Here is a 19,446-nt window from a genome sequence, read left to right on the forward strand (position 1 = left end):
CCCCCTCTCCCCTCCGGGGAGAGGTTTGGGGTGAGGGCCCTACGGAGCGCAATGATGGATGTGGCGGTATTGGGGTTAGCCCGTGGCTCTAGAAGCTCTTTGCGAGCACCCGCCCCTCATCTGCTGCGACCGAAGGAAGTCCCCGTGGGACCGGCATCTTCTCCCCGGAGGGGAGAAGAGCTTCTGACTCGGACCCTGAGGAAAAAACGCCCTCACATCGCATACACCCGATACATCACGGTCGCATGCGGCTCCAGCTTCAGCTTGATCGAGCCATCGCCCTGCGCGTCGGCATGCTTCCACAGGTCGCGCATGCGATAGCGGCCGGCGGCCAGGCCGATCTCCTTGGCGCTCACCGACACGTCCTGCGCCTTGTCCGCTTCGTTGAACACGGCCACGGCATGGCTACCGTCCTTCATCGGCTTGACGATCACGTGGATGCCACCCGCATCGCGCACCTGCTTGCCCTGCTTGCCCAGCGGATCCTGGTCCACGGCGATCACCTCCTTGTTGAGGAGGATCTCCAGCGCGGAAGGCGAAATCTTGCGCAGATCCGTGCCGATCAGCAGCGGTGCGGCCATGATCGACCACAGGCTGAAGTGCGAGCGGTATTCCACGTCGGTCATGCCGCCGTTACCCACTTCGAGCATGTCCGGATCGTTCCAGTGGCCGGGACCGGCATAGGCGTCCAGCACCACGTTCTCCTTGAAGATCTTCAGCATGGAGGCGTAGTTGTCCTGGATGTCGCCAGTAGTGCGCCACGACTGCGCGCCGACGGCCGGGTCGGTGCCCCACAGCCAGGCTTTGTTCTCGCCCCATTCGCACAGGCTGTAGAAGATCGGGCGGCCAGTGGCGCGCAGCGCCTCGCCCATGGCGGCGTAGCGTTCCTTGGCCGGCTTCTTCTCGTTGTTGCAGTTGTCGTACTTCAGGTAGTCCGCGCCCACCGAGGCGAAGAACTTCGCATCCTGCTTCTCATGGCCCAGGCCGCCGGGAAAGCCGCGGTTCTCCTGGTGCGGCTCGCACGTGTTGGTGCCGGCGCTGGAATACAGGCCGAAGGCGAAACCCTTGGAGTGGACATAGTCCGCCAGGGCCTTGATGCCGTGCGGGAAGCGCTTGAGGTTGGGCTGCAGGTTGCCGTTCTTGTCGCGCTGCCAGTCGGCCCAGCAGTCGTCGAGGTTGATGTGGCGATAGCCGGCGTCGCGCAGGCCGCTGCTCACCATCTTGTCGGCCACGCCGCGGATCATGTCTTCGTTGAACTCGTCGCGGCAGTGGGTGGAGTTCCAGTTGTTGAAGCCCATCTGCGGCACCGCGGCGCTGGACCACTCCGGGTTGACGTCCTCTGCCTGGACGGCGACGGCAAACGTCACGGCGACGCAGGCGGCCAGGCGGGTCATCGTTGCGGACATACCTTTCATCACATCTCTCCAGGCGACTCTCGATCGAAAAGAACGGCGGGCGACGCGCGGAACATGCGGGGGATGCGCGCCGCCCGCCCGGGGAAACTCACCACGAAGCGCGGATGCCGGCCGACAGCGTCCGGCCGTTGACCTCCGCGTACGAAGGCCGGTTCATGTAGACCTGGTACTTGAAGATCTTCTCGCGGGTCAGGTTGGTGCCTTCGACGAACACGGCCACGTTCTCCATCAGCTTGTAGCTCGCGCTCATGTCCAGCTGGCCGTAGGCCTTGACCGTGGTCGGCTGGCTCTCGTCGCCGGAGATGGTCTCCAGATAGGCGTCGCGCCAGTTATACGCCACACGCACCTGGAACGGCCCCTTCTCGTAATAGATGCTGGCGTTGGCCGAATCGCCGATGCCCGGCACCGCGAACTTGCCCTGCGTACTCACGTCGCCGGCGTTGGCCGAGGCGTTGCTGATCACGTGGGTGTAGTTCGCCGCCACGCCCAGGCCGTCGAATGGATCGGGCAGCCAGGTCAACTGATAGGTGGCGGCGGCTTCCAGGCCCTTGATGGTCGCGGTGTTGAGGTTGATCGGCCGGGTCAGATCGAACGGGAAGCCCAGGATGTTGGTCTTGGTGGTGACCAGCGTGGTGAAGTTGCTCACCTTCTTCTCGAAGCCGCCCAGCGCCAGGTAGCTGGTGTCGGACAGATACCACTCCAGGCCCAGGTCATAGTTCTTCGAGGTATACGGCTTCAGCCCCGTGTTGCCCTGGGTCACGCCCTGCGTCGCCGGGCGGAAGTTGTAGCTGGTGGCGGCGGAGAGGTTGCTGAGGTCCGGGCGCGTAACGGTCTTGGACACGGCCGCGCGGAAGATCAGGTCGTCCCGCAGGCTCCATTTGAAGTTGGCCGAAGGCAGCCAGTTGGAATAGCTGCCGTCGGCCGACACCGGCGACAGCGTGCCGTAGGTGGGAATGGCGTTGCTGGTGTCGTTCGGGTTGATGGTGATGGCCAACAGCGGCACCGCGTAGGCACGCGAAGTGGTGTCCGTCTTGGTGTAGCGCAGGCCCACTTCCAGCGACCAGGGCCGCTCGATCAGGTTGCCCTGGAAGTTGGCCTTGCCGTAGGCCGACTTGGTGCGCTCCGCCACCTGGCTGTAGCCCGAGGCATCCGGCCGCGCCGCGAAAGTGCCGCCGTTGGCGGCCAGCGCCGCCGCGAACGCGCCCGGGTTGGGCAGCTGGTTGTACGCCGCCGGGCTGGCGAGATAGGCCAGCAGCGAGGGCACGTCGTAAGTGAGCCACTGCTGCGGATAGCCGGGCGAAACGCCGTCGACCATCGTGCCCGCGTTGTAGAGATGCGCCTTGATGGCATCGGCGGGAATCTTCGCGATGTACCCGCAATACTCGGCGCAATACAGGTTGTTCGGCGTGCGCCAGGTCACCTCGGTCTTGGTGCGCTTCATGAATTCCGCGCCGAAGTCGAGCTGGGCCAGCACGCCGTCGGTGAAGCTCTTGCCGAAATGCAGGCGGCTCTGCAGGATGCGGTCGCTCACGTTCGGCGACTCGCCGCCCAGCGAGCAGCAATGCGCGCGCAGGTCCGATGTGTCGGTGGTCGAGATCAGGTTGCTATAGCTCGGCAGCTGCGACGAGCCGTTGTTGGTCCAGGTGGGATTGACGCCGATGTTGCGGGTGCCGACCACCATGAAGTAGCCATTGGCCGACTCCTTGTTCCAGGCGCGCGACACCGCCGTGTCCCAGTCCAGCACCGTGGACGGGTTGAACTGCCACGCCAGGTTCAGGCCTGTCTGTTCGTTGTAGGCATTGCGCGGATTGCGTTCCTCGATGTAGTCGTTGGCCAGCACGCCGGTGTTGCCGCGCACGTAACTCAGCGCGGTGCCGTTGCCGTCGGCGGTCAGCGACTGCACGTCCGAAGTGTTCATGTACGAGCCGAACGCGTGGTACTGCGAGTCGATCTTGTAGTTCGAGATCATCGTGTCGAACTTGACCGTCAACTGGTCCAGCGGCTTCCAGTCAATCGCGCCGCTGATGCCGCGACGGGTGCGGGTCTGCACGTAGTCCGAGCCGGACAGCGTCTGCGGCAGCGCGATATTGGTATAGGCCGGGTTGATCTGGCTGTAGTTCAGCCCGGTGATCCAGCCCGAGGTGTTCATCGTCTGCTCGCGGTGGTCGCGGCGGTCGTACATGCCCGCGATCAGCCAGCCGAAGGTGCCGTCGGCGTTGGTATTGCTCATGATCGCCGAGGCACGCGGCGTGACGCCGCCCTTGATCGAAGAGGAGAGGCTGTCATTGACGCCGGCGATGCTCGCCGCGGCGTGGAAGCCTTTCGTGTCCAGCGGACGCGCCGTGATGATATTGACCGTGCCGCCGATGCCGCCTTCGGCGATATCCGCGGTGGCCGTCTTGCGCACCTCGGCGGTACTGATGAGCTGCGACGGCAGCACGTCGAAGTTGAACGCGCGATCGGTCGCGTCCGTCGCCATGGTGCGGCCGTTCAACAGCACGTTGACGAAGTCCGGGCCGAAGCCGCGCACGGTGATGCGGCTCGACTCGCCACCGCTGCGGTCCACGGCCACGCCGGGCACGCGCTGCAGGGCGTCCGCCACGTTGGGATCGGGGAACTTGCCGGCCTCCTCGGCCGAAACGGCATCCACCACGCTGGTGGCGTCCTGTTTGATGGCCTGCGCGCGCCGGATCGAGGCGAGCTGGCCGGTGACGCTGACGCCGTTGAGTTCCACGACGTCCTTGCCGTCGCGTTTCTGCTTGTCGTCGGTGGCCGTACCCTGCGCCGGCGTTGCGCCGCTCCCCTGCGCGGCGGTGGCGTCCTGGGCATGCACGGAGCCGTACGCGGAACAGGCGATCACCGCCGCCGCGAACAACGCTTGATGGATCGAGCCCGCCAGAATATGTCGCTGCATTCCACACCTCTCCCAAAGTTGGCTGCACGATGAGGCTGCTTTTTGACGATCACTTCCGTCGTTGCGACACGAACGGTGCTGCTATCGGGCGCAACGGAGCCTCCGGCGCGATGAGCGCCGTGTTCTTTGACTGATTGCTTTGCTTGCCCTGCTTGCCTGTCGCCAGGCTGAAACCCCGGGCGATCGCCCCTCTAACGAATCGGCCGGAATATCACTTAATCATACAAATATGATGAGCGGACGAATCATTAGATTGGTCGCCCGACATAGCAAGCTGCGCCGCAACATCTTGTTGCCCTGCGACGCATGCATGTCGTGCATTGCCAACCACGTCACGCGCAGCGCGGCGATTCAGGCGTTGCAAATACGCTCGCGAACGCCTCGCAATGATGCGCCTTGCATTTCATCGCACCTTGACGCCACGCTCGCGCACATGGCGTAAAACAAGCCATGACAGGCTCGTTTCGACAGGAAGCGAATCTGCCGAACATGAGGAGCATCATCGATGCGCGAACACTTCAAAGTCGGCGACCACGTCCACTGGAGTTCCGAAGCCGGCCACGTCTCCGGCGCCATCGTCGCCGCACATAAAAACAGCGTTCTGCATCGCGCATCCCGCCAAGGCGTTTCATGACGCCGCCCTTCTTCACCATTGGCCACTCCAATCGCAGCCTGGACGCGTTCATCGCGCTGCTGCGCGAATCCGAGGTGCGCCGTGTGGTCGACGTGCGGGCGTTTCCGCGGTCGCGTACGAACCCGGCGTTCAACGCGGACAGCTTGCCCATAGCGCTCGCCGACCATGCGATCGCTTACCGTCACCTCGCCGCCTTGGGCGGTCGCCGCGGCAAGTCGGACACGGTGCCGGTGGAAGTGAACTGCTTCTGGACGCACCCGAGCTTCCACCACTATGCCGACTATGCGCTGTCCGCGCCCTTCCGCGCCGGACTGGACGAGCTGGTCGCCATGGGGAGGCGCGAGCGCTGCGCCGTCATGTGTTCGGAGGCGGTGTGGTGGCGTTGCCATCGGCGCATCGTCACCGACTACCTGCTCGCGCGCGGGGAAACCGTGTTCCATATCCTCGCGGCGGGGCACGTCGATGCGGCCCGCCTTACGGAGGGCGCCGTGGTACGGCCGGACCGGAGCATCACCTACCCCGCCGCCGATCTGTTCGGGCCTCAAAGCCAAGCCGGCCGGTGACGCAATACCTCCCGGCCCGTTTTTTTACCGCTTCACGAAATCTTCTCTCGCGCCTCGCAGAACCCGGCGAGCGATCGCGAATTTCATCGCGCATTGACGCCGCCGCGTCGCCGACGGCGTAGAAAAGCGACCGCCAGCGAACCGATGGAAACCGGTCCGCTCGCCACGCCGGGGGAGACCACGCCCTGACCGACCAGGGAATTCACACCCAGCCGACCGAAGGCCGGGCGCGAAGGAGACCTGTCTGCGGACGGCGCGCGCCGCCCGGCGTGTTTCGCGCAGTGTGAGCGTTTTGGACGTTTCGCCATTCCACACTCAGCCATAGGACATCACGATGAAACATCGTCTCTTGACGTGCCTGCTTTGCGCGGGATTCACCGGCGGCGCCTTCGCCGCTTCGTTGTCGCCGGGAACGCTGCTGGCGATCGATCAGACCGCAGGCGCGCAGCAGCGCGGCGCGCTGTTCACCGTCAACCAGAGCAATGGCCAGCGCACGGTATTCAGCGACTTCAACAGCTCCGCCCAGGGCGCCGTCGGCGTCGATCCCAATGCGCTCGCATGGATGGCGCCGCAACTGCTCGGGCTGATCCCCGGTGCCGTGCTGGTGACGGACGGCAGCGGCGGCACCGGCCAGCGCGGTGCGCTCTATGCGGTGAACCCGTCCAGCGGGCAACGCACCCTGCTCAGCGACTTCGGCGACGCCACGCAAGGACCGCTCGGCCTCTACCCGCAAGCCGTGCTGGCCGTGCCTCCCGGCTTGCTGAGCTGGAGCGGCGTGCTGGTGTGCGATCCCTACGCGGGCACCAACGGCCAGGGCGCGTTGTTCTCGGTGGAGGCCAACGGCCATCGAACCACCATCATCGATTTCGGCGATACCAGTGGCTATCAGGGCACGTATCCGGACAGCATGGCGCTGTACGGCGGCTTGCTCGGCCTGGGCCGCTCGGTGCTGGTCGCCGACGGCAGCGCCGGCACCAGTCAGCACGGCGTGCTCTTCCGCATCGACCCAGTGGCCAAGACGCGTACGGTGATCAGCGATTTCGGCGACAGCAGCCAGGGCTGGGTCGATCCGAACCCGGCGAGCACGCCGATCGGCGTGGCGGTGTCGCCCGGCAACCAGGTGTACGTCCTGGTCGCCGAAGTGGGCGCGCACGATGCCGGCTACGTCGTGCGGGTGGACCCGTCGAGCGGCTACCGCACCCTGGTCAGCAACCTCGACGACACCTCGCAAGGCGCGGTCGCCGTCAATCCGACGGGCGTGACATGGCTGCCGCAGTTCGGCGGGCTCGGCGTTTCCGACAGCCTCGCCGGCACCAACGGCAATGGCGCCGTATTCGTGGTCAATCCCGCCACGGGTGCACGGACGTTGCTGAGCGACTTCGGCAATGCCGGCCAAGGCGCCACCGGCACCGAACCGTCAGGACTGACCGTGACGCAGTAAGCCGCAGACGCGATGCTGCCCACTTTGCACTCCCACTTTGCCCCCCCTTTTCGCTAGGAGCTCCCATGAGAACCGCAAGCAACTTCCGGGCGCGCGCCATGCTGCTGGCCCTGCTCCTCACCGGCGGCGCGGCCTTTGCCCCGGCGGCCATGGCCATGCAGGTCTTCGTCAAGACCCTCACCGGCAAGACGATCACACTCGAGGTCGAGCCCTCGGACTCGATCGAGAACGTCAAGGCCAAGATCCAGGACAAGGAAGGCATCCCGCCGGACCAGCAGCGGCTGATCTTCGCCGGCAAGCAGTTGGAGGACGGCCGGACCTTGTCCGACTACAACATCCAGAAGGAGGCCACCCTGCACCTCGTGCTCCGGTTGTGAGGCGGCGGTGATCCTCCTTCGATAGCCGCGGTGCGGCATGCGCCCGGCCATCGCCGTCCGTGCATGAAAAAAACGCGCCCAGGTGCAAGCGTGCGGAGGCAGGGACGGACGTCCTCCTCGCCATGCCTCCTCTGCGGGAGGCATGGCACCTGGGCGCCAAACTTCCTCAGTAGTACCCCACTACGTTGAGGAACACACCCTGGTAGCGATAGCCGAGCTTGGTCATGTCATCGTTGAAGTCGGTGAAGTTGTAGCCCAGCCCCATGCGGAAGTGCTTGCTGACGTCGTAGTCGACGCTGGCCAGCCAGCCCTTGCGGGTGCCGCCTTCCGTCGCGCGCAGCACGCGGTATTCGCCCATCAGGCTGAAGCCGCCGAACACGTAGCGGCGGGCCTGGCCGGCGAGCATGGTGGCGCGGTTGTCGTACCAGCCGCCGACGCCGCGTCCGGCACGTGCCTCGCCTTCGCGCGTGGCCAGCTTGGCAGCGAACTCCCACTGCGTATCCAGGCGATACACGCCTTCGAGCGAGAACACGCTGGAGCGCTGGTCGTAGTAGCTGTCGGACTCGGTCTGCCCCGGCGAGGCCAGGTCGTACAGGTAGGTGTACTTGCCCAGCACCGTCCAGCGCACGCTGTTCCACGGACGCCAGGCGAAGCCGACGTTGGTCTCGTTGAAGCGTGCGTTGTTGGTCGGGTCGACCTTGTCGCGCGTGCGCGACCAGTTGAGGCGGCCGGCGACCTGCCATGACTCGTTGATCTTGTAGCTCAGCCGGTGCGTAGTGACCCACTGGTCGCGCTGTTCGGCGCCGCGGTCACGCCGGTATTCCAGCTTGCTCGCCCAGCTGGTCGAAGGATCGGTGAGGCCGGCGTTGATGCTGCCGGCGTGCCGGTTGACGCGGCCGGCGCCGCTGGCGGCATCGAGCTGCCCATCCTGCAGCGTGAAGCCCAGCGTCCAGCCGCGGCTCGGATAGAAGTCCATGCCGAAGGTATGGCCGATGCCGGTATCCGGGCCGGACTTCAGCCACTGGCTCTCGTTGTAGAGATTGGCCTGGTCCGACAGGCGCCAGCGCTGGCCCAGGGTGAGGCCGTCGGGCGTCTGCGACAGCAGGCTCGAATCGTTGTAGAGGGTGCTGTCGACCGAGTAGGTGTAGGCGCCGTAGAGCGAATGGTCGGGATTGAGCCGGTACTCGCCGTTCACTTGCGCCGCGTTGCCGCGCGAACCCCGCGTGACTTCCGCGCCGGCATTGGACAGGTCGGTGAACTGGTATTTCGCGCCCACTGTCACGGCGTCGTTGGTCGGATACGCGCCGCCGTCGTTGGCCAGAGTCACCTGCCCCGTGGTGTACACATCCAGCGAGCTGCCGATGCGCTGCGTATAGCCCAGCGCCGCCAGGGTGCCGGTGCCGCTGCGCAGCTGGTAGGTCTCCGTGACACGGCGGATCTCGGCGATCAGGTCCGACTTCTCGGCCAGCTGCCAATCCAGCTGCACCTGACCCTGCTCCAGCGCATCGCTGCCGCGCTTGGCGTAGCTGTAGCGGCCGGACAGGCGCAGGTCATCGCGGATCTGGCCGGTGAATTCCGTGCCGTACTCGTGGATCGCCAGCCCGAGGTCCGAACGTGCCACGGAATAGCCGCTGTCGACGTCGCGCCACCACGCGCCCACCGTCCATTCGCGCGCGGTCCAGCCCAGCTCGCGCAGGTCCGCATGCGCGTCCACCGCCGTGGCGTTGCCGCCGCGGCCGGCCTGGGTGACTGGGTTGGTGCGGATGAAGCTCAGGCCGCCGTTGTCCGAATAGAAGATCGGCGCGACGGCGGCATCGCTGTGCGAACGCTCCACTTTCAGGTAGGTGCCCCTGCCCGCCTGCAACGTGACGTCCGCGCCCTTGAGCGTGTAGTCGTTGCTCGAACGCCCCTCGTCGACATACGTGCCGCCCACCGCCACGTGCTCGCCGAACCAGTGCTTGGCGCGCAGGCCGGCGGTGACGTCATTGCTGTCAAAGCCGCTGGGCACGTACTCGTAGTCGGCCAGCAGGTGGTTCTCGTAGCCGCTCTGCGGACGATCGCGGAACAGCGTGCTGACGTTGGCCTGGGCGATCTGCGCCAGCGGCTTGGTCAGCAGCAGGCGGCCCTGCATCTCGTTGATGTCGTAGTCGACGCCGCGCACCAGGTTGATACGCGACACCACGCTGCCCGTAGTCGGGTCGCGCACTTCCAGCACCACCTGGTCCGAACCCGGCAGGATGTCGGTGTTGCGCAGGTAATACAGGCTGCCGCCGGTGCCGAGGAATTCGCTGTGGCCCAGCACTGTCTGCGCCTGCGAGGCGAACGCCTTCACCAGCGTATTCGGATCGCCCAGCGGCGTGCCGGCACGGCTGCGCCAATCCACCGCGGCGCCGTACAGGCTGCGCACGTACTGCGCGTACTGCGTGCCGGTGAAGCCGGTCTGGTAGTTGCCCCATAGCGCCTGGCTCTTGTCCCAGTCCAGGCGGACGTACAACTTGCCCTGCGTGTCGATGTCTCGGTACGTGGTCGAGTCGTCGCCATAGACCGGGTAGTACATGTTCGGGTCGAGCCGGCGGAACACGTCCTTCGGGTCAGCCTTGAAGAAGCCGTTGAACAGGCTTCCGGTAGTGCGCTCCGTCGTGTCGGCCTGCGCAGTCAGCAGATAGCGCCCTTCCAGCTTGCCCTTCAGGTAGAAGGCCAGCCGGCCTTCGTCGAGGAAACCTTCGCGATAGCGCGAATCCACCGTGAGCGCCGAGGCGCCGTTGCCGCTCACCGAACTCTTGGAAGCCGTGAGATCGGCGATGGCGATCGCGAACAGGTAGTTGTCGCGCACGGTGACCGCCAGCGGGTAATGGCTGTCCGTACCGGACGTGCCACGCAAGCCCACGTCGAGGGTGTGCGTGCCCGTGGGCAGCAGGTACTCGGCGACGAACTTGCCCTGCTGGTCCACCGGCACGTTCTGGCCGGCGATGGTGATGGCGTCCTGCGCGGGCATGTTCTGCCCGTACACACGCACGCGCGAACCGCGGATGGTGATGTTCTGCCGCCGCAGCGCGTTGCCGCCGAACGTGCTGTCGAGCAGCTCGCGGTCTTCCAGCTGACCGGCCGACAGCGCGCGCAGCTCGCCCGTGGCGGCCTGGCGGCGCTGTTCCAGCGAGCGCTGCCGATCTTCCGGTCGCACCAGTTGCAAGGTGCGCGCGTAGGTTTCGTCGACACTGCCGTCCTCGCCCCAGGCGCGCAGCACGTAGCTGAGCTGCTGGCCAGGCTGCAGCGAGGTCCCCGCCGGCAGCTTGCCGTCCCACGTCGCCTGCACCACGGCTCCGGGCGCGACGTCGAGGGTGGCCAGCGGCGCGGTCAGGTTGGTGTCATCGCCGCGATAGATGCTGATCTGCATCTTGCGGATGAACGCGTCGTAGTTGCTGTAGATCTGGAAATGCACGGGCTCGGTGACCTGCCCGCGCTCGAACGCCGCAACCGCGCTGCCCTGCACGTTGAGCAGGGGCGAAGTCAGCGTCGGGTCTTCTGTGGCCCAGATCAGGCCGCCGTTGGGCAGGTCGATGCTGTAGCGCCCGCGCGGCGCCGCGACTGCGGGCTGCACGGTGGTAGCGACGGAGCCGGTGTTCGCCGACTGCGCCTGGGCGGGCATGCAGGCGCCCGCGATGAGCACGCCGAGAATGGCGGCGTCCAACGTCCTGATGCGCATGGTCCGGACTTCCTTGATCGGAGAGAAGGGGCGGCGGGCGTTCATGGCTGCCCCTCCGCGTGGCCGTCGCCGCGAGTGGCGGCGTTCTCCGGTGGTCGCTCGGATGGCGTGGACGGCGCGTTCTGCGCTGCCGGCAGCCTTACGCCGAAGTCGAAGCGCGCAGGGATGCCCTGGGTGATGCGTTTGACCTGCGGGTTGGCCGTGGTGAATTCGCTCTCCGGCGGCAAAGTCGCGGGGTCGACCTTCATGATGAAGTTGCGTCCGCGTGCCATGTTCGGCACGTCGATGCCTTCCAGGTGGAAGCGGCCGTAGGCATCGGTCTCGATCAGGTTGCCTTCCACCGTGCCGATGCGGACGCCCGGAATGCCGCGCTCGTCGATGCCGCGGTTGGTGACGACGTAGTCCACGCGCAGCGTGCCGTCGGTTTCCGGCGTCACGCGGCGTTCCACGCCCAGCTGTTCCGCGGAGTGGCCGGAGGCCGCGTCGCCACCCAGCACCGTGTCGCTCTGTCCGCCGGCGCGCAGGCGCACGGTCGTGCCTTCCGCGCTGGTCAACACGAAGTCGCCGGTGAAGTCCGCGCTGCGCAGGCGCTGCGAGATCACGATGCGGCGCAGGTTCTCCGGCTGCGCGACGCTGTCGCGGCCGCGCAGCGAGCCCAGGGCGATGCCGTGCAGCATCGGCGCGCTCGCGTCCGCTTCGGGTTGCGGGCCCTGCCCGCGATCCACTGTGGTCGAACCGGGGACGTAGGCGCTGGGCGCGAAACCGCCCTGCACGTGCAGCCCGTCGGCGGTGGCGCTGGCCTGCCAGCCGTCGCCGTTGCGGTCGTCGAACACGGTGCCGAACACGCGGCTGTCTTCGAACAGCGGATCGGCGTCGCGCTGCACCTTGGCCTCGGCGACGTTGCTGGTGCGCACGCCATTGAGCAGCATCTGCGCGGTATTGACGTACTCGCCGCGAGCGGAGGCGCCCGGCCCCACGCGCATCAAGTACACCACCGTGACGCTCTTGCCGGCGCCCACGTCGATGCCTTCGATGCGGATCGGGCTGTTGCCGGCCAGGCGGCCGCCGGAGGTGCCGACGTTCACCGAATCGGCCACCAAGGTGAAGCCCACGGGCGGCGTGTCGGCCAGCACCGACTGGTGCACGTCCGCCTTGCCCGTGTTCTGGATGGTCACCGTGTAACGCACCACGTCGCCGACCTTCACCGTCGACGGCGTGGCCTGCTTGGAGACGTGCAGCAAGGCGTCGGCGCTGACGGTGACGATGATGCTGGCCGTGCTGCAGTTGCTGCGCATCAGCGTGTCGCAGATGCGATAGGTCAGCGTGTAGTTCCCGCTGGCCGCGCCCGCCGGCACGATGATGCTGCCATCGGTGCCGATGGACACGCCGCCCAGGCCGCCGTTGTCGACGACGCTGATGGTGACCCGGCTCGGATCCTTGATGACCGTGCCACCCTGAGTGTCGTTGCCCAGCACCGAGCCGGGCGAGCCGCCGGTAGCACCGTTGACGGGCGTCGAGTGGTAGTCGTCGTTGACTGCCTGCAGCGGCAGCGACACCACCGCGATGGTGACGGTCGCCGACTTGCAGTTGGCGGGGTTGAGCTTCTCGCAGATCTGGTAGCCGATGGTGTATGTGCCGGCCGGCGTGCCCGGCGCGACCGACACCTGGCCGGTGGCCGGATCGAGCTTGACGTTCGAGTTGCTGGCCGGCGTGGTCACCGTCAGCGTGACAGTCGAAGGCGTGGCCTTCGCGCCGTCGAGCGTGTCGTTGTCCAGCACGTTGCCGGCGTTGGGCTGGCCGGCGCCACCATCGATGCCGGCGTAGCTGTCGTCCGTGGCGGCGATCTTGCCGGCGACCACGGTGACGCTGGTCGTGGCGGTGGCGCAGTTGCTCGGATTGAGCTTCTCGCAGATCTGGTACGTGACGGTGTACGTGCCGGCGGGCGTACCCGGAGCCACCGAGACATTGCCGGTGGCCGGATCGAGCTTGACGTTCGGGTTGCTGGCCGGCGTCGTCACCGTCACGGTGACCGTCGAGGGCGTGACCTTCTTGCCGTCGAGCGTGTCGTTGTCCAGCGCGTTGCCCACGGACGGATTGCCCGCGGCGCCGTCGACGCCGGTGTAGTTGTCATTCGTAGCGACGATCTTGCCCGCGGCGACCGTGACGCTGACCGTGGCGGTGGCGCAATTGCTCGGGTTGAGCTTCTCGCAGATCTGGTAGCCGATGGTATAGGTGCCAGCCGGCGTACCCGGCGCGACCGACATCTGGCCGGTGGCCGGATCGAGCTTGACGTTCGGATTGCTGGCCGGCGTCGTCACCGTCAGGTTGATCGTCGAGGGCGTGGCTTTCGCGCCGTCGAGCGTGTCGTTGTCCAGCACATTGCCCGCGTTCGGCTGACCCGCGCCGCCGTCGATGCCGGTGTAGGCGTCGTTGGTGGCGGCGATCTTGCCGGCGGCGACGATCACCTGGATCGTCGCATCGGCGCAATTGGCCGGATTGACCTTGTCGCAGATGCGATAGCCGATGGTGTACGTGCCGGCGGGCGTGCCCGATGCCACGGAGACATTGCCGGTGGCCGGGTCGAGCTTGACGTTCGGGTTGCTGGCCGGCGTCGTCACCGTCAGGTTGACGGTGGCGGGCGTGGCCTTCGCGCCGTTGAGCGTGTCGTTGTCCAGCGCATTGCCGACGGACGGATTGCCCGCGCCGGAAATGCCCGCGTAGCTGTCGCTGCCGGCGGTGATCGGACCGGCCACGACGGTCGCCGTCGCGGTCGCCGTGGCGCAGTTGGTCGGGTTGAGCTTCTCGCAAATCTGGTAGCCGATGGTGTACGTACCGGCCGGCGTACCCGGCGCTACCGAGAGCTCGCCCGTGGCCGGATCGAGCTTGACGTTCGGGTTGCTGGCCGGCGCCGTCACGCCGAGCGTAACGGCCGACGTCGTGGCGGGTGCGCCGTTGAGCGTGTCGTTGTCCAGCACGTTGCCGACGTGCGCGTTGCCCAGGCCGCTGTTGATGCCGGTATAGCCGTCGTTGGACGCGGCGATCTTGCCGGCCGTGACGGTCACGCTCACCGTGGTGGTCGCGCAGTTGGCGGGGTTGAGCTTTTCGCAAATCTGGTAGCCGATGGTGTACGTGCCGGCCGGCGTGCCCGGCGCGACCGATACCTGGCCGGTGGCCGGGTCGAGCTTCACGTTGGGATCGCTGGCTGGCGTCGTCACGGTGAGGTTGACCGTGGACGGCGTGGCCTTCACGCCGTTGAGCGTGTCGTTGTCCAGCACATTGCCCGCGTTCGGCTGGCCGATGCCACCGTCGATGCCCGTGTAGCTGTCGGGCGTCGCAGCGATGGCGGCCGCGCCCACCGTCACGTCGGCTTCGGCCGTCGAGCAGTTGGACGCATGCGCGGCGTCGCAGATCGTGTACGGAACTTTGTAGGTACCGGCCGGCGTGCCGGGCTTCACGGTGATGGTGCCGTCCGCGTTGAGCGTGAAGCCGCCGCTGGCCGGCGGATTGGCGACGCTGCCCCAGGCCAGCGTGACCTGGCCCTTGCCGGTGCCGATCGCCGGTCCGGTCGTTGTGCCGAGCTGGTCGTTGCCGACCACGTTGCCGGTGCTGCCGCCGGCCGCGCCGTTGGCCACGGTGTACGTGTCGTTCTTCGCGGTGATGGCGACGTCGCCGATCGGCGTGTCCGTGGTGCCGGTCGACGTGGTCGGCGAGCCGCCGCCCGCCGGCGTGCCGCTGACAGTGGCGACGTTATGCAGCGCGACGCCGGCATCGACGTCCGCCTGGGTGACGGTGTAGGTGAAGCTGCCGCAATTGGCGATCTTGCCCGGATCGATGGAGGTCGGCGCGCAGGTCAGCGCCGTGCTTCCGGCCATCGGATCGGACACGGTCAGGCCGTTCAGCGTGAGGTTGCCGCTGTTGGTGGCGGTGATGGCGTAGTTGATGGTCTCGCCCACGTCCGCCTTGCCGTTGCCGTTGGCGTCGTTGAGCGTGGCGGTCTTGGTCACCTGCAATGCCGGCGTGCCCTGCACGGTGGTCTGCGCGGTGGAGGTGTTGTCCGCGGTATTGGCCGTGGGCTCGCCGACGGTGGTGTCGGTGGTGGCGAGCTTCACCGTCGCGGTATTGGTGATGGTGCCGGTGATGCTGGTCGGTGCGGTCGCGTTGATGGTGACCGTGACGCTGCCGCTGGCCGGCAGGCTCTGGATGGCGCCGGTGATGGTGTAACCGGCCGCGTCGCTGCCGGTGACGCTGACACCGAGCGCGCCGCACACGGCGCCGCCGGTCGCGCCGCCGCAGGTGACGCCGGCCGCCGTGACGCCGGTGACGCCCACCGGCAGCGTGTCGGTGAACGTGGCGCCGGTGGCCGTATGCGTGCCGTGGTTGCTGATGGCGAGCGTATAGCTCAGCGGCTGGCCGGCCTGCACCGTGGCGGGGCCGGTCTTCACCAGCTTAAGGTCGGCGATGCGCGGGATATTGGTGAGCGTGCAGTCCACGCGGTCGCCGAGCTGCTGCAGGTCGACCGTCGGCGGATTGGCCGGATCGAACGTGCCGCTGGGCAGCGCGGTGGCCGAACCGGGGTTGGCGTTGGTACACGCGATGGTGCGGTCGTACTGCTGCAACGTGGATTTGCTGCCGGCCGCCATCTCCTCCTTGAGGGTGATGACGTTGCCCGGCATGGTCGCCTGGCCGCTGATGTACGCGTAGTTGCCGCTGGCCGAGCCGGTGGTGGAGGTGTTGATGATCTCCTGGCCCTTCACGTTGATGACGCGGTACGTGAACTGGTCGCTGCTGTCGAGGCGGCCGCTGGGCAGCGCCTTGCGCAGACGCACGCCGCCCCAGCGCACGCCGAAGGCGAAGCCCTGCAGGCTGCTGCTGTTGGTGTGCACCTGCCCCATCACCGTGAAGGGGCTGCCGGTGCGCGTGGTCGAGAACACCGCCGCGTTGGCGGTGCCGCTTTTGCCGACCAGGCGGAGGCAGTCGACCATGCCGCTGCATGCGGAGGCCGGCGTCGAGGGAATGCTGCCGGAGCCCGGCGCACCGTAGGCCAGGTTGTTGCTGGCCGAGGCGCCCAGCCATTCCACCAGGTTGAACGGGCTGCCGCCGGAGACCACGCCGAAGTCGAGGTACTCGTTGGAGTTGGTGCTCTCGCCGTCGGCCAGCACCATCTCGAAGGCATTGGTGCTTTCCACGCCGCTCGGACCGAACAGGTGGATGTCGCGCAACGTCACCGTGGTGTTGTTGGCGACCGAGCCGGTGTTGGTGTACAGCGCCGCGGTGTTCGGCTTGTAGATCGTGTAGTAGCCCGTGCTGCCGCTGAACTGCGATCCAGACCAGCTCGGCGCCTGCACGCCCTTGAGGCCGGCGCTGGTGCCCACGTTGCTCACGTCGACGGTGAACGTCATGGTCGAGCCGTCGGGCAGCGAGAAGTTGAGCGGCGTAGAGCCGTTGGCGTTCAGCGTGACGCCGTCCAGCTGCAGCCAGCAGATCTCATCGACGTGCGCTCCCAGCGAATTGGGATCGGCCATGCGGCATTCGTTGGCCTGCGCCACGGCGGGCAAGGCCAGGCCGAGCACGCACAGGGCGAGCAAGGCCAAGAGCCTCCCGAGGAACGACGCGCCACGGCGTCTCCCGGTGTTGCGATCACCATCCAGCAAAGCGGCCATATCCCTGCACTCTCATGCTCGTGGCGCCGGGCACGTACGCGTGTCCGGCGGGACTCCCGCACGGGAGCCCGGTTCGATGGCGATGTGTGATCGCCCGGAAAGTGGCGCAGCCGTCCCCGCCTCCCGTTTTCGCGGGAGGTGCATGCAAGCGGCAAAAAAACCCTCGCCGCCGCTGCCTAACGGCAGGACGGATGCAGCCACACGTCGGCTAGAGATGGGTGAGGATGTGTCGGCGACAGTCCCTGCGCTGCCGTCACGACCTCAGACTGAAAGCCTTGCTGACGACACCGTTTAACCCCCTTTGGCACGAGCCCCGGTGCATCACGGAAGCCCGGCCAATGTCGGCATATCCCATTTATGCCGAATCGGTGTCGTCAGCGGCACGGATGGTAAGCACCACCTAAGCGAAGGTGTGAGCTGGCGCCATGGGAACTTGCGTATCGCCAGGCGCGACGCACCGCCGCCACGCCAAAACTTTGGCGCGACCGGCCGCACAGGAAGGAGATCGGAAAACGCCTTTGCGGCTGGCTGAAACCGCACCGGGGAAAACGCTGCGCGGATTTTGCCGGGGCGGATGCGCGAGGCTCATGGAGAGGCATTCCCGCGTGCGCATGCTGGCCCGAAATGACCAAGGCCGAGGCGTACTGCATCGCATCGCCGGAAGAGATGCAATCGCAGCGGTCGGAAACTGTGAACCAGTCGCGGCGATCGCGCGACGCGGCGATGCGCCCTACTCGTTCGTGGCCAGCGCGTCGCCGCGGGATGCCTTGCGGAATTGGCTGGGCGTCACGCCCATGCGCTCGCGGAAGGCGGTGATGAAATTGCAGGCACTGCGGAAGCCCACGCTCTCGGCGATGTCCTGCAGGCCCAGCGAAGTCTCCATCAGCAGCTCGCGCCCCTTGCGCAGGCGCTCTTCGCGGATCCACGCGAACACGGTCGTGCCCATGTGCTGCCGGAAGATCGCCGAGAGGCGCTTGTCGTGCGTGCCGACCTTGCGTGCGATGTCCTCCAGCGAGGGCAGCGCACCGAGCTGCTCGCGGATCAGCCGCACCGCGGCGCGCAGGGTGATCTCGTCGTGCGAGAGGAAAGCATCCGCTTCGATCGCGGCCGGCCCGCGCGTGCGCGAGCCGAGGCGCATGTGGATGCGCACGCGCGCCAGCACCTCGTCCGGATGGCAGGGCTTGAGCACGTAGTCGACGCCGCCGTGGGTGAGCCCTTCGAGACGTTCCTCGATGGCGCCGGCGGAACTGAGGAAGATCACCGGGATGTGCTGCGTGCGCGGGGCTTCCTTGAGCAACCGGCAGGTGGCGAAGCCGTCCAGCACCGGCATGCGCACGTCCAGCAGGATCAGGTCCGGCTGCAGGGCTATGGCGCGCTGGAAGCCTTGGCGCCCGTCGGTGGCCAGCGTGACGCGGTAGCCTTCGCCGCGCAGCAGGCTTTGCAGGGCGCGCAGCTCCTGCGGCGAATCCTCGATCACCAGGATGTGCGGAGATTCCTGCGCTGGCATCGTTTTCCCCTGTGGCAGACATGGTCGCTGCCAACCGCCCGTTGCCATGCCGGCGCACGGGCCGGGGGAGTATATCGCCGCGGCGGCGACAGCGTCCCCCCAGGCAAAACCGCCGTCCGCCCGGCCAAAGAACGGGCCGTTGCGCGCTCCCTATGCTCCCCGCCGTCGCCACCCCGGCGTTGGCATCTCCATCATGGTCCTGACCGATTATCTCGACGACCTCTACCTGCTCACCCGCGTCATCGAAGCGGGTGGATTCGCCGCCGCTGCCCGGCAGACCGGCATGACCCGGTCGCTGCTCAGCCGGCGCATCGTCGGCCTGGAGCACCGGCTGGGCGCGCAGCTGCTTTTGCGCAACGCGCGCCACTTCGCGGTGACGCCGCTCGGCCAGGAGGTCTATCGCCACGCACTGATGATGTGCGAGTCCGCGGAAGGAGCCATCCAGGCCGTGCAGGACGCCCTCGCCAGCCCCGGCGGCAAGGTACGCATCGATGTGCCGGACATGGCCGGCGACCTGCTGTCGCAGGCCGTGGTCGCCGTGTCGGCCCAGCATGAGCGCCTGCACCTGGCCCTGAGCATGAATGGCGGCATCGAGGCGCTGCTCGCGCAACGCGTCGACCTGGCACTGTGCATGGACGAGAAAGTGCCCGACCGCGGCGACATCGTGGCGCACAAGCTCTGCCACGTGCGCATGGTGACGGTAGGCAGCCCCCGGCTGTTCCGGCGCCTGGGCTCACCCGACCATCCGGACCAGCTCGACGACCGCCACTGCCTCGGCTACGCCGCGCCGGGCGGAACGCGCCCTTGGACGCTGCGCGGCGCCCGCTCGCGCAAGCCCGCCAGTTCACTGACCACCGGCCACCTATCGACCTTGCTGGTGGCGGCGCGCGAAGGCGCTGGCGTCGCGCAACTTCCGCTCTACGCCTGCGCGGACGACCTGAAGTCCAATCGCTTGCAGCGCGTGTTCGAAGCCTTCGACCCGGAACCCACGCCGGTACACCTGCTCAGCCTTTCCGGCATGGCGCTGACGGCGACCACGCGCGACGTGGTGCATGGGCTGCGGAAGCAGTTGGCGTCGGTGAAGCTGCCCGGGGTAGTGACGAACGAGCACTGATCGAAATTGCCCCCTCTTCCTTCGAGCGCCCCGGAGATAATCCCCGTGGGAGAGAGAGCTGGGGTGACGGGCCGGTCGGAGCGAGGTTGAAGCTGGCGGCAAGGTCAAAGACAAACAG

10 protein-coding genes are annotated in these 19,446 nt (G+C 67.0%); 5 read left to right on the forward strand and 5 right to left on the reverse strand.

Annotation, left to right across the window (positions count from 1 at the left end):
* Positions 1–212: 212 nt before the first annotated feature.
* Positions 213–1,415 carry a glycoside hydrolase family 27 protein gene (locus RKE25_RS12910; protein ID WP_311838510.1) on the reverse strand — a complete coding sequence of 401 codons (1,203 nt, stop codon included), beginning with the start codon at positions 1,413–1,415 and terminating at the stop codon, positions 213–215.
* Positions 1,416–1,503: 88 nt separating this feature from the next.
* Complete coding sequence (locus RKE25_RS12915; RefSeq protein WP_311838511.1) at positions 1,504–4,329, reverse strand: TonB-dependent receptor; 2,826 nt, start codon at positions 4,327–4,329, stop codon at positions 1,504–1,506.
* Between the two features lie 505 nt (positions 4,330–4,834).
* Here RKE25_RS12915 and RKE25_RS12920 point away from each other — a divergent pair.
* The 4 genes from RKE25_RS12920 (at position 4,835) to RKE25_RS12935 (ending at position 7,344) form a co-directional block, all read left to right on the forward strand.
* Positions 4,835–4,963 carry a hypothetical protein gene (locus RKE25_RS12920; protein ID WP_311838512.1) on the forward strand — a complete coding sequence of 43 codons (129 nt, stop codon included), beginning with the start codon at positions 4,835–4,837 and terminating at the stop codon, positions 4,961–4,963.
* A complete protein-coding gene (locus tag RKE25_RS12925; protein ID WP_311838513.1) occupies positions 4,960–5,526 on the forward strand; it encodes a DUF488 domain-containing protein in 567 nt (188 codons plus the stop codon). The genes RKE25_RS12920 and RKE25_RS12925 overlap by 4 nt, the downstream gene beginning before the upstream one ends.
* A gap of 334 nt (positions 5,527–5,860) precedes the next feature.
* Complete coding sequence (locus RKE25_RS12930; RefSeq protein ID WP_311838514.1) at positions 5,861–6,967, forward strand: hypothetical protein; 1,107 nt, start codon at positions 5,861–5,863, stop codon at positions 6,965–6,967.
* Between the two features lie 65 nt (positions 6,968–7,032).
* The gene (locus RKE25_RS12935) at positions 7,033–7,344 is read left to right on the forward strand and encodes a ubiquitin family protein (protein WP_311838515.1); all 312 of its coding nucleotides are present in this window, start codon (positions 7,033–7,035) and stop codon (positions 7,342–7,344) included.
* A 166-nt stretch (positions 7,345–7,510) separates the two neighbouring features.
* On the opposite strand, the gene RKE25_RS12940 is transcribed toward RKE25_RS12935, so the two are convergent.
* From RKE25_RS12940 to RKE25_RS12950, 3 genes are all read right to left on the reverse strand, one after another.
* Positions 7,511–11,047, reverse strand: coding sequence for a hypothetical protein (locus RKE25_RS12940; protein WP_311838516.1), 3,537 nt, complete (start codon positions 11,045–11,047; stop codon positions 7,511–7,513).
* A gap of 41 nt (positions 11,048–11,088) precedes the next feature.
* On the reverse strand, positions 11,089–16,638 hold the full coding sequence (locus RKE25_RS12945; protein WP_311838517.1) for an Ig-like domain-containing protein: 5,550 nt from the start codon (positions 16,636–16,638) through the stop codon (positions 11,089–11,091).
* Positions 16,639–17,437: 799 nt separating this feature from the next.
* Entirely contained in the window at positions 17,438–18,214 is a 777-nt protein-coding gene (locus RKE25_RS12950; protein ID WP_311838518.1) for a response regulator, read from the reverse strand.
* A gap of 193 nt (positions 18,215–18,407) precedes the next feature.
* On the opposite strand from RKE25_RS12950, the gene RKE25_RS12955 reads away from it, so the two are divergent.
* Positions 18,408–19,328 (forward strand): LysR family transcriptional regulator, encoded by a 921-nt coding sequence (locus tag RKE25_RS12955; RefSeq protein WP_311838519.1) that lies wholly within the window; start codon positions 18,408–18,410, stop codon positions 19,326–19,328.
* Positions 19,329–19,446: the final 118 nt, after the last annotated feature.

The sequence above is a fragment of the Dyella sp. BiH032 genome (assembly GCF_031954525.1).
In the GTDB taxonomy this organism is placed as follows: domain Bacteria; phylum Pseudomonadota; class Gammaproteobacteria; order Xanthomonadales; family Rhodanobacteraceae; genus Dyella_D.

Bases quoted from the DNA above. Each gene is read 5' to 3' on its own strand.
- RKE25_RS12950 (WP_311838518.1), bottom strand. From the start codon at position 18,214: ATGCCAGCGCAGGAATCTCCGCACATCCTGGTGATCGAGGATTCGCCG.
- RKE25_RS12920 (WP_311838512.1), top strand. From the start codon at position 4,835: ATGCGCGAACACTTCAAAGTCGGCGACCACGTCCACTGGAGTTCCGAA.
- RKE25_RS12910 (WP_311838510.1), bottom strand. From the start codon at position 1,415: ATGAAAGGTATGTCCGCAACGATGACCCGCCTGGCCGCCTGCGTCGCC.
- RKE25_RS12940 (WP_311838516.1), bottom strand. From the start codon at position 11,047: ATGCGCATCAGGACGTTGGACGCCGCCATTCTCGGCGTGCTCATCGCG.
- RKE25_RS12955 (WP_311838519.1), top strand. From the start codon at position 18,408: ATGGTCCTGACCGATTATCTCGACGACCTCTACCTGCTCACCCGCGTC.
- RKE25_RS12935 (WP_311838515.1), top strand. From the start codon at position 7,033: ATGAGAACCGCAAGCAACTTCCGGGCGCGCGCCATGCTGCTGGCCCTG.
- RKE25_RS12915 (WP_311838511.1), bottom strand. From the start codon at position 4,329: ATGCAGCGACATATTCTGGCGGGCTCGATCCATCAAGCGTTGTTCGCG.
- RKE25_RS12930 (WP_311838514.1), top strand. From the start codon at position 5,861: ATGAAACATCGTCTCTTGACGTGCCTGCTTTGCGCGGGATTCACCGGC.
- RKE25_RS12925 (WP_311838513.1), top strand. From the start codon at position 4,960: ATGACGCCGCCCTTCTTCACCATTGGCCACTCCAATCGCAGCCTGGAC.